This window comes from Candidatus Zixiibacteriota bacterium (assembly GCA_018820315.1).
In the GTDB taxonomy this organism is placed as follows: Bacteria; Zixibacteria; MSB-5A5; order JAABVY01; family JAHJOQ01; genus JAHJOQ01.
Genome location: JAHJOQ010000111.1, coordinates 43,545 through 58,784, shown reverse-complemented (window position 1 = coordinate 58,784; position 15,240 = coordinate 43,545). Strand labels below are relative to the sequence as shown.

At 50.7% G+C, this 15,240-nt stretch carries 13 protein-coding genes; 1 reads left to right on the top strand and 12 read right to left on the bottom strand.

All coding sequences use genetic code 11. The features are described 5' to 3' along the window. The 9 genes from KKH67_11340 to KKH67_11300 all read right to left on the bottom strand — a co-directional run. Positions 1-665 (bottom strand): right-handed parallel beta-helix repeat-containing protein (locus KKH67_11340; GenBank protein ID MBU1319773.1); only part of this gene is annotated, 665 nt, incomplete at its 3' end. Beyond that, complete coding sequence (locus KKH67_11335) at positions 662-1,501, bottom strand: cohesin domain-containing protein (GenBank protein ID MBU1319772.1); 840 nt, start codon at positions 1,499-1,501, stop codon at positions 662-664. The genes KKH67_11335 and KKH67_11340, both read right to left, overlap by 4 nt. Further along, on the bottom strand, positions 1,498-2,637 hold the full coding sequence (locus KKH67_11330; protein ID MBU1319771.1) for a hypothetical protein: 1,140 nt from the start codon (positions 2,635-2,637) through the stop codon (positions 1,498-1,500). The genes KKH67_11335 and KKH67_11330 overlap by 4 nt, the downstream gene beginning before the upstream one ends. Before the next feature lie 15 nt (positions 2,638-2,652). Then, positions 2,653-3,963: a tetratricopeptide repeat protein gene (locus KKH67_11325; protein MBU1319770.1), complete on the bottom strand. Its 1,311-nt coding sequence runs from the start codon at positions 3,961-3,963 to the stop codon at positions 2,653-2,655. Between the two features lie 9 nt (positions 3,964-3,972). Continuing rightward, positions 3,973-4,998: a hypothetical protein gene (locus KKH67_11320; GenBank protein ID MBU1319769.1), complete on the bottom strand. Its 1,026-nt coding sequence runs from the start codon at positions 4,996-4,998 to the stop codon at positions 3,973-3,975. Between the two features lie 89 nt (positions 4,999-5,087). After that, entirely contained in the window at positions 5,088-6,914 is a 1,827-nt protein-coding gene (locus KKH67_11315) for a protein kinase (GenBank protein ID MBU1319768.1), read from the bottom strand. A gap of 120 nt (positions 6,915-7,034) precedes the next feature. Beyond that, positions 7,035-8,747 carry a hypothetical protein gene (locus KKH67_11310; protein ID MBU1319767.1) on the bottom strand — a complete coding sequence of 571 codons (1,713 nt, stop codon included), beginning with the start codon at positions 8,745-8,747 and terminating at the stop codon, positions 7,035-7,037. 358 nt (positions 8,748-9,105) lie between these two features. Further along, positions 9,106-9,279 carry a hypothetical protein gene (locus KKH67_11305; GenBank protein MBU1319766.1) on the bottom strand — a complete coding sequence of 58 codons (174 nt, stop codon included), beginning with the start codon at positions 9,277-9,279 and terminating at the stop codon, positions 9,106-9,108. A 75-nt stretch (positions 9,280-9,354) separates the two neighbouring features. Next, a complete protein-coding gene (locus KKH67_11300) occupies positions 9,355-9,708 on the bottom strand; it encodes a LuxR family transcriptional regulator (protein ID MBU1319765.1) in 354 nt (117 codons plus the stop codon). Between the two features lie 193 nt (positions 9,709-9,901). On the opposite strand from KKH67_11300, the gene KKH67_11295 reads away from it, so the two are divergent. Further along, positions 9,902-10,102 carry a hypothetical protein gene (locus KKH67_11295; protein MBU1319764.1) on the top strand — a complete coding sequence of 67 codons (201 nt, stop codon included), beginning with the start codon at positions 9,902-9,904 and terminating at the stop codon, positions 10,100-10,102. 188 nt (positions 10,103-10,290) lie between these two features. Here KKH67_11295 and KKH67_11290 read toward each other — a convergent pair whose 3' ends face one another. The 3 genes from KKH67_11290 to KKH67_11280 all read right to left on the bottom strand — a co-directional run bounded on the left by KKH67_11290 (position 10,291) and on the right by KKH67_11280 (position 14,873). Then, positions 10,291-10,869 carry a hypothetical protein gene (locus KKH67_11290; protein MBU1319763.1) on the bottom strand — a complete coding sequence of 193 codons (579 nt, stop codon included), beginning with the start codon at positions 10,867-10,869 and terminating at the stop codon, positions 10,291-10,293. Between the two features lie 267 nt (positions 10,870-11,136). Beyond that, a complete protein-coding gene (locus KKH67_11285; GenBank protein MBU1319762.1) occupies positions 11,137-13,704 on the bottom strand; it encodes a T9SS type A sorting domain-containing protein in 2,568 nt (855 codons plus the stop codon). Between the two features lie 431 nt (positions 13,705-14,135). Next, positions 14,136-14,873 (bottom strand): YceI family protein, encoded by a 738-nt coding sequence (locus KKH67_11280; protein ID MBU1319761.1) that lies wholly within the window; start codon positions 14,871-14,873, stop codon positions 14,136-14,138. Between the last annotated feature and the right edge of the window lie 367 nt (positions 14,874-15,240).

Below are 15,240 nucleotides of genomic sequence, written 5' to 3'. Positions count from 1 at the left end.
TTCAGGATGCGACAATTCCTGATTGTCGGCGCGGAGTATTCAGCGCAAATTCCTCCCCCGGAATCGCCCGAAAAGGTCGCTCTGTTGTTCTGCACCGTGCAGTTATCAATCAGTGCCAAAGAAAACAGCAGATATATCCCGGCTCCAAGGAAATTACCCTCGGTCAATTCCGTCTGACAGTCCTCTATGACACAGTCTTTGATCAAGATGTCCCACTCGACGACTTGTACGCCGTGTGGTTGTCCTCTGGTTATTGTCAAGCCGATTAAACTCACTCTCGCCGTTGGCGAATCCAGAGAGCCTTGATAGTCGAAGACTATCCCTCCGAAATCACCCGAAACAGTCGTGTTCGCCGCACCCTCATAGCCGGCAATATGAACCGGGTGACTGAAGCTAATCTGCACAAGCTCGAAATAGGTTCCCGGCAGCGCGACTACGGTATCCCAATCTGAGGCCTGGGAAATCGCGTACTTGAACGTGCGATACGGGTTGTCGATTGCTCCCGTTCCGGTCGCATCAGAGCCGGTGGGTGATAGGTATAAACCGACCGGAATTGTCTGGCCATGTGCAGCATTGAACCCGAGGAGAAGCAACATCCCGGCTATCAGCACCACCGGGTACCAGCGCATAAGGCCGACCTTGTTTTTTGGCTTTTGCTCCATCATTCAGTCCCCCTCACGTGCACGATCGCCCCATCCAGCGCGAGTCCTTCAATGCCGTCTACGGGCGTATCACCCGGCTTCAGAAGAGCTCGGTTTGAGACTATCACAAGCGATATTTCGCTTTCAGATGGTACCAGCGCGGTGAAAGAGATCGAGGCCAGGCGACCACTGCCCGATATGCCCGTGCGCGCACCATCTTCCTGCCTAAGTCTGCTCACGCCGATAGAGTAGTAACTCTCTTCCTCCACACCCTTAGCAAAATAGAGTATGTCATCTCCACTGCCAAGAAATTCTCCTGCAGAAGAGCCGTTGAGCTGAATTCGACTTGGGTCGTAAAGCAGCCTGAAAGCCGCACCAAACAAAGAATCAACATTGTGTATCCAGACGTCAATCCGTCCTGTGGAACCGACGCTCAGTTCCTGATACAAAGGGCTCAGGCGCATCAGCAGAATGACCGGCCTGAGCAATAGATGAACTCTCTGATCGAGTCCATGGCCGATATCGACAGTATCTGCACCTGAGTACAGAACCCGACCCTCGATATCAACCGCGTCCATTTCGAAGATTCTGTCGCTACCCGGAGGGACATCCAGCGCCATTGAGACAGCACCTTCGATAATCGGCAGACCGAACGCCATCGTGTCCAGATCAGCGGCGAAGATTCTGAGCCGCACTGTATCGACAAGCTGGTCGAGGCCTCCCGCCTTCGGGAGCACCATTTGCAGGGAGACTGTAACTCCATCCTCCTGTTTCGATGGAGACTCAGAACATGCCGCTACAATACAGGCAAGTGCTGCTAGCATCACCAGTATGCGCGCATTAGATACTATCCTCATCATAACGTCACTCTCACCGCAAGACCGATCTCGAGACCCGACAGATCGAGGTTCCCGTCGTCGGCCGAACCGCTAAATGACTTGAAACTCGCTGAAAGATCAACTTCATCCGTAACTGATTTCTCAAAGCCAGCGCCGAATCCGAAGATGTTTGCTTTGCCGGCGTATTCATCGTCACCCGATTCGAAGCCGTTAGCGGAAATGCTTTTGTAGTCTATGAGTACCGAAGCCTTGCCCGCCTTCCTCAGCCGATAGCCGAGAGCGGTAAATATTCTCAAGTCATTACCGTAGTTCTTGTGTTCGAATTCGAGCAGCTCTCCTGAGACAGTTCTTGAATCAGCCTGACGAAAGAGGAGTCGAACTCCGGCATCAGATTCGAACTGCTCATAGATAAAAGTCGTTCCAAATGCGACTTCCGTGATGCTGCCAATTTTGTAGACATCTATTCCGTCCTGTGTGCTGTTGCCGAAAGAACTGTAACGCAGATATGCGTACGCATTTCCGAAATCGTGGCTCACACCGAGATTTCCGCCGGCCACAAACTTGTCGCCCGGATCATAGCTATCGGAACCTCTTATCGGCGAATAAGACGAACTAAGCAGATAGCCGGCACCGACACCGAGAGTCAGTTTGCCGGTCTGCCTCGCGTATGCACTTTCGAGATACAGCCCAAATCCTTCGCCATAGTTCTTTGCAGGGAAATTCAGAAAATCGGTAGTCAGAACCTGCCCGAGACCCGATTGATCCAACTCGAGAGTCGCCTTGCCGGTCGGTATGTTCAGTCCTGCGCCCAGAAGAAGCCTGTCATCGAATAGTGAATGAAGTACAGAAATTCGCGTATCGTTTAGGCCGTTTATTGACACATCCGAACCGGACGAATCGCTCTGAGTACCCGCTGTAGCGGAAGAGACGTGAACTTCCCAGTCCTCGGCGATAGGTACAAAACCATAAACGGGAAAGTACCATTGGCTCACATCAAACTTATCGCCGGTGATGTCATTGTCGACAGTCCATGACTGATAGACGATCCTGGCTCTTGCTACCGGCGGAGAGCCAAAGACTATCTGAGCCGCAGCCTCTCCTGTGACGAAAATGAGTACCGCAGCGAGCAGCAATATCTTTCTTGTGAAGTGCGACATCCCTGTCCCTTACGATCACTCCGGATCAAACGATCCTGTGACCGTAACCTTTCCAATGATTGCCGGAGGAACAAACGGATTGTCACCCTCCTCCGGAATCGATTCATCAGCCTGGAATCCGAGCATTCCGTGTGCCACACGCAGCGCGTTTCCGGCCTCTGGTGAATGTGTTGTCTCCTGCCCAAGACCAAATATGTCCGGTTCGATGTCTCGCGCCGGCTCCACTTCGCCAGTGTAGTCATCGAGCCCCGTGACATTCTCCTTCGCTGAAGCAGCAGCTTGAAACTGAGGGTCTTCTGCCAGCGCAGCGTTATACTCGGCTTCCGCTAAGCGGTACATGCCCTGGTCGCCATATATCATGCCGCGAGAGTAGGACAGAAATGCCAGGAATGATGATGTCGGAAGAGAATCGAGTCGCAATTTCTCATCCTCGGTCGGCGTGTACCCCATCTCATCGAGTATGTTGTACAGCAGACTCTTCTCCATTGCGAAGAACTGCTCCAGCTTCCCGCCAACACCCTCCGGATACATCGCTATCCCCTTCGAGGTATTGATCAATCCCGCTTCGGCTTCAAGTTCGCTCGGCTCCGGCTGCTTGATCTCACCGGACACAACAGTCGCGGCGCCGATCAGCTTGCCGAGGCGCGGCGCATGCTCCTTGTCAGCTATATCCGATTCAGAGAATTCCAATTCCTTGCGAATCTCGTTGAGTCGCAATCTTTCGACCACCTTCAGACTCTGAACCTTTGCAAGGTCGGTTGTGAGCATCTCAGAAAGCCCTCGACCGAGAGCTGAATATTGGGGATCAACTGTCGTTGCATCAAAACCGAGTACTCCGATAGTGTTTTCAGGAATCGATGCCGCTTCAATCTGGTCCTCATTCTCAATAATCGCACGGACCTCGGCCTGCAATTTTCGATCGGACAGATATCGCACACGCTGCCGAATACGAGGTGACAAATCTGCATCCGATTGATACGACAAGTACGTCCGATAGACTTCGATTGCCTCGGTATCATTCCCGAGAATCTCTTGCGACAACCCGAGATAGAGGATGGAGACTCCATCATCCGGATCGAGCAGTGTGGCCTGCTTCAGAGCATCTACGGCATTCGCAAATTGATCCGAACGATAGTAAGCAATGCCCAGTTGACGCCAGATCACAGACTTGCCAGGTTCCTGCGCGACAGCATCCTCAAGAAGTCGTACTGCTTCGGCATAGTCTTTCTTCTCGAAGGCGCTTTCCCCTTTATGGTAGAGGTTTGCGCCGCAACCGGTGAATATGAGCAGTACGAATGTAAGGAATAACAGTATCAGCTTTCTCAATAAACCACCTCATCCCTGACTGGCAAATGGTTCAAGCCGCGACATCTTCTTCTCAGCTTCAACATAGCCTGGAGCAATCGCCAGAGCCTTTTGATATTGCTGGAGCGCCGCCATGTAGTCTTTCTTGTCCTCGTATGCAAGGCCACGCGAGTAGTGATACAGAGCATCGAAACTCGTGTCTTGACCCTTCATAATCTCTTTTGTCTCTGTTTCCGACGTTGCAATATCAAGATCCGCAAGAATCTTCACAACAAGATCCTTCTCGAGCTTCATCACATCTTTGGGCTTGCCTTCAATGAAGTCCGCCTTGATGATCTCGCCGGTCTCCACTTTCACGAGGCGAGCATCGATTCGAAACTGGTCATTGGAAAGCTTCATGAATCCACCCATCAGCAGGGTGTGAGCACCGACAAGCTTCCCGATTCTGACAGCCGTACTCTTGTCAACTAGATCGCTCTGCTGCAATTTCAGTTCATCGACCAGGAAATTGATTCTATCCCTCTCAACTACAGCCAGGTTCGAGACTTTCTTCACTTCATAGATCATCATCGAAGCAAGACCTTTGGAAAGAGCATCAAGGTCGTCATGGTCAACGATTGAGTTGTTGTCGAAATACATAATGGCGATGGTCTCGATCTTGCTCGTGCCCCCCTGCGCGTCGACAGGGATCGGCTTTCCCTCGCGGACCTTGTACCAGAGAGCCATTATTTGGGGAGGATACTCGTCGGGGTCAAGGTCAATTGCCGGATCGAGATCTATCAGTTTCTTGAGATAGGCCTCCGCCTGCTCGACATACCCCCTGCCAATCGACGCCAGACTCAGAATCTGCAAAGCGCGCGCTTCCTGGTTCTTGACAAGGCTGCCTGCGGTCAGCAAATCGGTCGTTTTGATTATGGCATCCTCGAAGTGGGCTGTCCGATACAGCCTGTAAGCCTCCTCAAGCTCCGCATCGGTTGCCGTCTGTGCGACGGCTAAGCCAGCGCCGAGACTGGCAAGAACCAGAAGTAGCAAATTCGCTAGAACATGCTTTCTCATCTCCATCCCTCCAGACTGTGATCAAACATTCAGATCTTAGGCAAAGTCAATCCACAACGCAACAAAAAAATGAACCTGAACTGCTCCCGTTACTTGCGCCTCAGCTTGAAATTAACCGTTGCATTATCACCTGCTTTGACATTTACGATCTTTGAGTCTCCGACAGTTTCGAATCCATCCTTCCGCGCCAGAATCAAGTGAGGTCCCTCGACGAGATCGATTGCTGTCGGAGTGCCACTTTCTATCGGCTTACCGTCCACCACAATCTCCGCCCAGGGCTGCTGATCAAGACCGATGAACTCTGCACCGATTGAGACTCGGCCGCTTGCTCCATTAAATCTATACGTTCTATACTGCGTATTATTATCAACATATATGTCTTCGAAGAAGCTCTTGTCCTGAAAATGCACCGAGACTCTATGCCAACCCTTCTTGATTCCACCGATTTCGAATGGATTATTGTCGAACTCGAGTGTCTTGCCGCCGAAGCCGATTGTCGGCTTGCTGCGATAGTCGTACGGAGAGACCTCTATCAGGAGTTTGCCTTTCCCCACAACAGGCGGAGGTGTGGGCCCCGGAGTTGTTGCGGATACAGATGCATACTCCTCGGAGACTCCGTCGGCACTGAATGAATGGGCTCGATAGAAGTAAGTTGTCCGCGCGCTCAGTCCCGTATCCTGCATGCTCACAACGTCAGTGCCCAAAGTTGCGATCAGCTCAACGACCGAGTCTGCTGCTGTACCCCGGAATATCCTGAATCCGACCTCATAGTTGGAGTTGTCAGTCCAGCTGAGGTCGATCTTATCAGTAGATATGGGTGTCGCCACCATTTCCGAAGGCGCGATCGGTAACTCGGCAACCGGCTGAATAGCCTCATCAATCGAGGTATCATGCTCCTCGCCGCCTGATAGAATGAATATGTAGACCAGGATCGCTATTGAGATCAACCCGATGCTGCCGAATAGAAGTGGTTTAACATGGCTCTTCCGCGCGGGCGTCGGAGATTCAGGCATGCTGACAGGTTCAGCCTGCCATACGGGAGTTACCGGCATTGTGTCGTCTGAATGAGATGCCCGTTCTGCTGCTACAGGAGTAGATGGTGCCCCCATTCCGAGTCCGGAGAGATCCCGAGCTATGGCTCCCATCGAATCATATCGGTCATCCGGCTTCTTCTCGAGCATCTTGAGCACGATTCGGTTCAACTCAGCAGGAATATCGCTCCGCAACTCTGATGGCGGGACTGGCGGCTGATCGAGATGAGCCCTCATTACGACAAATTCAGAATCATCAGCAAACGGCACTTTTCCGACCAGCATCTGGTAAAGTGTTATCCCAAGCGAGTAGATGTCGGTACGTTTATCCACTGGATTGCCTTCGACCTGCTCGGGAGACATGTAATGGATACTCCCGACTCCGGTGCCGGTCTTGGTCAGCTTTGAATCGCCGAGAATCTTCGCAATGCCAAAATCCGTGATCTTCACTCTGCGGGAAGTATCAAGCATGACATTAGATGGTTTTATGTCGCGATGGATTATTCCATTTTCATGAGCGTAACCGAACGCATCCACCATCTGAGTCGTGATCCGAATCGCATCATCAATCTCGAATGCGTGACCTGCCTTGAGCTCTTCGTCGAGGTCAGTGCCCTCAACATATTCCATCACGATGAAATGACGGTCTCCCTCGATCTCGAAATTGTGAATTATGACAATATTGGGATGGCTCAAGCGCGCCATCGCCTTAGCCTCTCGCCTGAACCATGCGGAAAGCCGCTCATTTGAGGCGTACTGAGGGTGGAGCACTTTCAGCGCGACTACGCGATCAATCATGGAATCCATCGCTTTGTAGAGGACGCCAAATCCGCCCTCGCCGCGCTTCTCGATCAATTCGTATTTGCCGATCTTGCCTTCAGACATAGTATACCACCTCGGCGAGAATGATATCGTGCATCTCACTTCAGTCAACAAAAAAGAGGGTGAAATGGTCCAGCCTGGGGCTAAGACTGTGCAGTGTGCGGAGGTGAATCGGAGTGGAACTTAGGGTTGTCCCTCACCACATGGCGGGGGACCGCCTGTAAATATGTATGCGATCAGATAGACCACATCGTCGATATCGATATATCCTGAGCAGTCTGCATCTGATGCCTCTACAGGTATCGACTCAGGACCACCACTGAAAATGTAGGCCAGCAGCCAGGTGACATCGTCGATATCGACTGCCTCCGAGCCATCTGCATCCCCGATCGGTCGGAAATAGAGATTATACTCGTATACGAAGGGACCGCTGTAGGAGCTGCCCTTCACGTACAGAATGAAGACCAATGACTGATAATTGTGAATGGTAACGCAGATCTTCTTTGAAGCTGCCTCAGATGCAGTAGCTCGTCTGAACAAGTAGACTCCGGCGGAATCCAGTGTGATCAACGCCATTCCCCACTGCGCGGAATAAGTAGTGTCCATTGAAAAAACAAGCAAACCGACGTGAGAAGAATCGTTGGTGACTTCAATGTAGTTGCTGCCCAGCGCGTAGGGCGCCGCGAGGCTCCAATTATCTAATGACGGCAGAACAGTGTGTCTTTTCAGTACTGCGATCTCAGGATAGTCCGAGGCATCCTCATAATAGAGTCCATTTGCTCGGCTGCCGGTCATGTAATTCCAGTGCAGGAAATCGCTGAACGAGTTGTAAAGCGTCGTGCCATCGGATTGCAGAACAATCTGCAGCACCGACATCAGCGATGACACCGGTTTCGCCATCGAGTCAAGGACAATCCTGGGAAAATCGATTCCGTAATTCTGTGTGAGATACTTCGGCCAGACAAACGATCCGTACATATGCTGAAAATCCGATTCATCCAAAAGGGATAGCTGCGGTACGGGCCAGAACTCATCGAAGTAGTTGTAGTTGTCATTGGTCGCGGGATATACCTCATCCTCCATCCATACAGCGGTACACTCCATCCACCAACTAGCCATAAACGCATCATAATAGAACTGAACTGCATGGTAGAGCTCATGCGCGATCGCCACCTTCATCGAACCCTTCTGATTGCCGTCAGCATCCTGATTCGGAGGGAAGTTCAGAAAGGTGTGGTGCAGTACTATGTGCGATGAATAATCATCCCAGGGCTCCGGTCCGGCGTTATCACCGTTCGTCACTCCATAAAACTGGAAATGATCGAAGTAGAGATCGTACAGGCTGTCACCGCCTAACGTGCCATCCGACGGCGGCGTGTGATAACCATAATTTGCTACTATCTGCCTCCAGGCCGAGTCAGCGTATGTCGCCATGTTCTCGATGAAATCCGGAACGGAACTGGAGTCGGCATCTTCGGTCGAAACCGGAGGACTGGCTCCTCCAGTGACAGTATCGTAGTGCAATCGGAAGAAGCCATCCGGTGACACGTATTGGAACTGCGTGTTCGGTCTGGTATCGAGCGCCGAAAGCATCATCTGAAGCTCAGGGGAAAATGTATCCCACTCTCTCTGGATCTCCGACATTACATGAGTGCCACACTTCGCGGGAACAGCGGTATCATCGACATATTGGGACGGCAACGACTCCGGACTGAGTACGGATTGCGCCAGACGAAGGTAGTACTGCTCTCGATCGAGCTTCCCACCCTCGTACTCATTCTGGAGCCGGGACAACACACCAGGCTGCGAAGCAGTAAGCATTACGGGAGAGATTAACAGCAGAAGACCGGCAAACGCCACGTTTGCCAGCAGCTTAATGTGATAAGTATCTGTCACTAATTCACCGTGTTGACTCTATGTGGTAGAAAACCCTTCAACATATTAATATACCAAGAATGTCCGAAATGTCAAGGCAAACTTGGGGTTACGGCGACTACAATCCCGACCGATGTGTCTTATCCAATAATGGCTTCAACATTGCGCTCTCGAGCAACATGAGTCCTCTATGTACTATTCGGCAACTCAACGGTCTGATTGACCGCATACACAAGAAAAGGTGCGATCCGGCTCATACAGAAATCACACGGCGACCGCCGATTGGAACTAGAAAGCCGCTGGCATTTGCTCAGACTCGACTGTGATCCTGCCGAGCTGCACATCAGGAACAAGCGCACAGAAAATCGCGAATGCTAAATCATCCATTCGCCATTTCTCGACTGCGGTAGGTCAGCATACCGCATTTGCCGGAGAGAATGTTGTTGACGGTGATGACGAAATCCCTTGCGGGCAAGGCCTGGAGGCTGAGGGGATGCCAGATCTTCTTGTCTACCGCATTTGTGTAATCGAGGTCTTTGCGAATCCCAAACATTTTACACCTCCCAGTCAACTTCACGATCGGCGGTGCGAGGGTACCGGAAGAGGCGTTGTGTCAGATGCGCGTAAATTATCCCTTTCTACTATTAGTTTTTTGACATACAGCTCTCGATGCTAACTTCTTCCGTAACATTTTAATAGCACGCCACTTATAAATATGAACAACCTGTTGGGCAACCCCAAGTATTGAGGATATCTCTCTCTCGGTCTTGCCCTTCAAAATCAGCCCGATTACCTCTCTCTGCCTCGGAGAAAGGGAGTTGCGAATATGCCATTTGAGCTTTGATCTGTACTTAGGCAGAATCTCCTCAATGGAGCTATCGCCTCCAGTATCGGCATACGCGGACTGCTCCACAGGAAGGCTCTCGAGTGCGAGTTTCTCGAAGATCGCCTCAGCGAAATGATGTTCAGACCGGTGTGTCATACAGATGCCGTGTCTCCTGCTTTAACGAAATCTACGAACTCAGACGAATCTGTCAATCAATTAACCCGTCATAATCCTTGACAAATCACGATTTATGGGTAAACTTGATAATGGTACTGTGAAATATCGCATCTATATTCGAACGCCGCCGCAAATGGGGAGATTTCGTCTTTGTACTACGGAGGAAGGCAACATGTCCCCCAAGCGCGAGCTAACACTATCCGAGTGGTTCGGTAAGAAGAGCTGGGTTCCCTGTCGGCTTCAGAGCATGGCACCGAATCAGTTTATCACTACAGTCAATAGAATCCTGCGTGGCCAGCAACGAATCGAATCCTACGACCGCAGTATCGACACTAAGGTGCAACCCGCGGATGAGCCAGGTTCGATTATTTGATAGATCGTGTCGCCGATGCAGTTGAACGAATAAGTTAGCACATCAAGGCTGTAACAAAGCCGCATAAGTGCAATTCACTGAATTGCCAGGTCCGGAATGGTCCTGGTGTTGCAGGTGAGTACGGTACTAATCCGGAATGCTTGACCGCAGCCTTTTCACGCAGTCATCCGACAGAGATTCTGCGATGCCTACCCTGGCTCGGACTCCCGATCCGGACGCTCCCTCAATTTCTTGAGGATCGCCACTATGTCTTCATCCCCTACGGAGAATCGTCTCATTAGAGTATTCTTGATATCCCTGACCGCCACTTTTCTCTCGTATGATGACAGATCCTTGGGAAGTGCAACAGACTTCTCCAGGTACGTCAGATAAATCTCATATTCGGCAGGTGTGATGATATCAGCCGATTCGACTGTGGCTGATGTGTCATTCCCTGAGACATTTGTGGCGCCGACATCTGCAGTATCTCCTCCAGCAATCGGATCCAGTTCAGGATACAATATGAGATTGAGCTGCGATTCAAGAGCATAGATCAGTACAGTGCTTTCATCGGCGAGGCTGTCATAGCGCCGCTGCAGTTCTGCACTGGTCTCTCTGGCCATCGACTGATATGTTGTGCGCAGGCTGTCCATAAGCTGCGTTTGGCTGATTCGCTGCTTTATCCTGATGTCCTCCGATTCGAGACGGCTGAGATAGCTCCTCGCATACGTGAATCCCAGAACTACAACAACCAACACAGCTATAAGAAGAATATACGCTTTTTTCATTATCCGCCTCCTTACCTGATCGAATACTATCTGCGGCAGAGGAGCATGTCAACAAAAACGGAGGAGACCGGTGCGGGCAGGAATCCTGACGGCGCGAGAACATCCGTGTGGCCGCGATCTGTGATCGCGGTTTACGGGATCGTGTCAGGATCTCCTCACTACCGCATCGCAAAACCTGTCATCGCGAGGAGCGAAGCGACGTGGCGATCTAAACAAAAAAGAGAGGTCTCTTCCGAGACCTCTCTTATATGAAGCTGATCTGATTCTTTACTTCATCAGAACCATCTTCTTGACATCGGTATACTGACCAACGGTAGCTTTGTAGAAGTAGATACCACTGGCAGCAGTGCCGGCATCCCACGTCACTATGACGCGACCACCAGCTGTGTATCCGGAGAAGCTCTCGATGAGCTGACCGGTTACGTTGTAGATGTCAAGTTTCCAGTCAGATTGACCTGGAACATCGATCGAGATTTCCGTAGAGGGGTTGAACGGGTTCGGGAAGTTCTGGTTGAGTGCGAAGTTACTCGGCAAGACTTTTGCCGAAGTATTCGTAGTCATAAGATTTCCGTAGTAGTCAGAGAAGTTGGTCTCTACGAGTTCGACGTTGCCATCTGAAGTAATGCTGATCAACTCGTTTGCACCGGCGTTGATTCTGCCGGAGCCGATATCATAGACCAGTACCCGGAGTTCGCCATCAACGACATCACTAAGGATGTTCATGCCATTGACAAGCGAGGTCACCGTAACGTTGCCATCCACACTGAATACGAAGTGCGCGGCACCGATATCAACACTCGACGACGTACCGACCGTCAAATCACTACCTACGCGCTCAACAATTACATCAACTGAAGTTGCGTATGGAGTGAGTTTCGGGTACGGAAGAGCGTCGCCTGTGATGACACGGGTCAGGTACACAAGGTCACCAACCGTCAGAATGCGACCGTCGGCATTCACGTCGGAAGCAGCAATCTGTCCTTCAATTGTGAGCGGATTAAATACGCCCAAGCCATAAATGAAGTAGTTGGTGTAGAGTACCGCGTCCGCGATCTCGTTGGCGACTTCGTTAAGGTTAAGGTCGCCGCGAGCATCGATAGAATCTGCACAGGCGATATCAACACCGCCGCCCCAGAAATCGATACCAACGAGCGGACCGAGCTTCGGACCATCGCCGTCAGGGTCAGCATCACAGTCGATTGCTGGGATTATTGACTGCCATCCGGCAACAAATTGATTCTCGGCTGGGTCGAGCAGATACGGTGGATCGTCATATCCGTACACATAGCGGGATACCCACAATGTATCACCGGATACGCCGGAGATAGTGTTGTCACCGCAGTCGAGCCAGTAGAAGCCGACCGGAACAAACATGCAGTCAAAAGTTCTGTCGTTCGTCACGTAGAACTTCAGAGTGGCAAGTACGATCGGACCCTGGCTGAAACAGCTCGGGTGATGCGGTCCATTGTTCATTTCAGCCATACCGACGATGCGAACGAGTCCTGAAGGGCAGGGGCCGCTGCATTGGCCGGCGCGATAGGTGAAGTACTCCCAATCGCAGTCATTGACGAGTGCTACGCCAATTGTGGCTTCCATGAATGTAAGAGCCGATGCATCGTAAGAGATCAAGAAGTCAAAACCGCCGATGAAGTCCGTAATGTCAGTGAGTGACACTTCTACTTCGGTATAATGACCCTGGTACTGATCATGTACCTTCTCAATCAAGACACGATATGTCGGCAAAACAGTGATTTCAAAAGTGCACTGTGCACTTTTGCAACCGTCGCTAACTTCTATGCAGATCTCCCAAGTGCCAACATATTCTGGAAGTTCCTCAGTCTGCCAGGACCAGTCACCATTGCCACTGTCCAGGTTGAACGTGCCCGGGAATACTCCGGGGCCGCTGATTCCGCACATTGTGTATTCCAGCGTAGCTGGGCACAAGTCAGGATCTTCGGCATCAACTGAACCGGAAGCCAAGTATCCCCACAACAGCGAGGTGATGCTTCCGTCCGTCGGGCAAGCAGTGAAGTGCGGGGCTACGTCGTCAACGAACAGATCGAAGTTGCATGCCGCCGTGGCGCCATGCTCGTCTGTTACGATGATTTGGAAGCTGTAGTTACCGCACATCTGGCTCACATTGATCTGATACATTCCGGTGTTGACGTTGATGCCGCCACCGGTACCAGTACCAAGTGAATATGTCAGCGTGGTTCCGCAATCGTCATCAGTGGCATCGAAGTTGTAGGAAATCGTGCCGGCTGCGCACGTCGTGCTTATCAACGTTGGGCAGTTCGTGAAGTACGGATCATTATTGATCACCGTATACGTGCCAGCGTTGACGGTCAGAGCTGTGAAGCTGCATCCGCTCACAAAACCGGGCACCGCACCATACACACCACAAGAACCTCCAACTATCGACGATTCGTCGATGGTGAATGTACCGAGGTCAGTACTGACGGTTACAACCAGCTTTGCGAGAACGTCGGTGCCGGCAGGTATTACATCGCCGCCACCAAGATTACAGCCATAGAAACGGAAAACGTCATCAGGAGAGCCATTGACCATAGATATGTCGGAATCGTCGCCGTAGTTCAAGATGACTTCGGTGAGTGTTCCAAAGGCTCCTCCAGTGGCGGTTGCTATCTCAGCTACCATGTCGAAACAACTGATAGCGTCGTCAGCAGTCACATTTACAGTCAGCGTATCCACGCAGTCGTGGATGAGCGTCTTGTTTACAAACGTGACTCCCGTCGCAGCAAAAGCGGAACCAGAGAAGATAAGAAGCATTAACGAGGCCAGCAAAGTAAGAACGCTTAGATTTTTTTGCTTCATTACAATGCTCCTTCGAATTTTAGTTTTCATCCGTTAAGTCCCAAGCAAAAGGTGGAATCTTAACTTTCGAGCTTTCCCCCTCGGGATAACGCCTTCCGGCGTTTAAAATGCCTACATGTCGCTAACAGTAGGTACGCCAAGTTTGTCCTATCTGGAATATGTAGGTAAATTTACGGGATGTTCATCAAAACACGAAGTTCTAATAAACTCAGATCTTTAAGAAGGCTTTTTTGTTACAGAACACTATGAATACAATTCCCTAGACAGTTCCAAGATAACGAATATGTTGATCTTGTCAAGGAAAATATTACGGAAAATGCGAAGAAATCACCAATGATCGAACTTCGCAAGGTTATGAAAAACAGCCCGACTAACGCCGGGCTGTCTCACTTTTCTATATCTCTAGTGGCTGTGTGTATTCGTATCCAGCCCTACTCCCCTTTAACTGCCTTGTCGGCAGGCTCCTCGACCGGCATCTCGACTGGCATCGCAGCAGGAGCATTCCTGTCTATAGGCTGAACGCCCGTCGCTCCAAAAGCATTGATCTCGACATGAATCCGGTCGTCCAGCATGAGAAAGGCAGTGTCCGGAATTTTGATGCCGTAATTAGACATTCTTATGTCGAAGTCTGCCTTCAGCTTGAGTATGTCGCCCGGCAGACGCGTAGCGGTCACCTTGTTTTCTTTGAAGTAGGTCAATGTAGCTTCGACATTCACGGTGTCGAGAACTCCACGAAGATTGAACTCTCCCCTGCCGCTCAGAATGACCTGGCCTTCATTATTAAGCACTTCAAAGTCTGTTTTCTTTATTGTCAACAACTTAAAGGTGGCTGTCGGGAAGCTATCAACCGCCAGATACTTGTCTGACAGCATATCGGCGTCTCTGTCGCGCACCCCGGTCGCAAGAGTCGAGAGATCGCACTCAAAATAGGCCTCCGTCTTCTCCGACAACGAATCAAGATTCAGAAACAGATGACCGTAGAGAGCGGATGTCCTGCCTATGACTGTCTCTAAAGGGGCATGAGATGAAAAAGTCACGATATTCCGCCCCACAGGATCGTCAAATACGAACCTGGCCTCTCTAACCTCAACTGTGTCAGCCTCCTGCGCGAAGCCCACTGCCGCAAAACAGATCGAAAGAATCAAAGCGCCCATCACAAACCGTTTCATTTTCTCTCCTCCCAACAACATATTACAAGCTTTTCCGAATCATCTACTGCACAACATTAATGACGTACAAAAAAATAACATTCCCTCCGCAAAGCAAGCGAAATATCCACTTTGTTGCTGCTGCACTTGGCTGGCTGCCGCCTTAGTCAGCCCCGACAAAACGGGTACAGAATATACATACATAGTAATGCATATATCAATGTGGGCCGACAGCCAGCCTCCCCTATCCAATCTCGTAGTTGCATTCCCCAGTCCACGACTCTCTGATAACCACTTGGAATAACCCGCCTTAGAATAACTGAGCGCTGGCGGTTCAAATGATATATGCCATATCATGCATATATATGGTTTGGAGATCGACACCGGA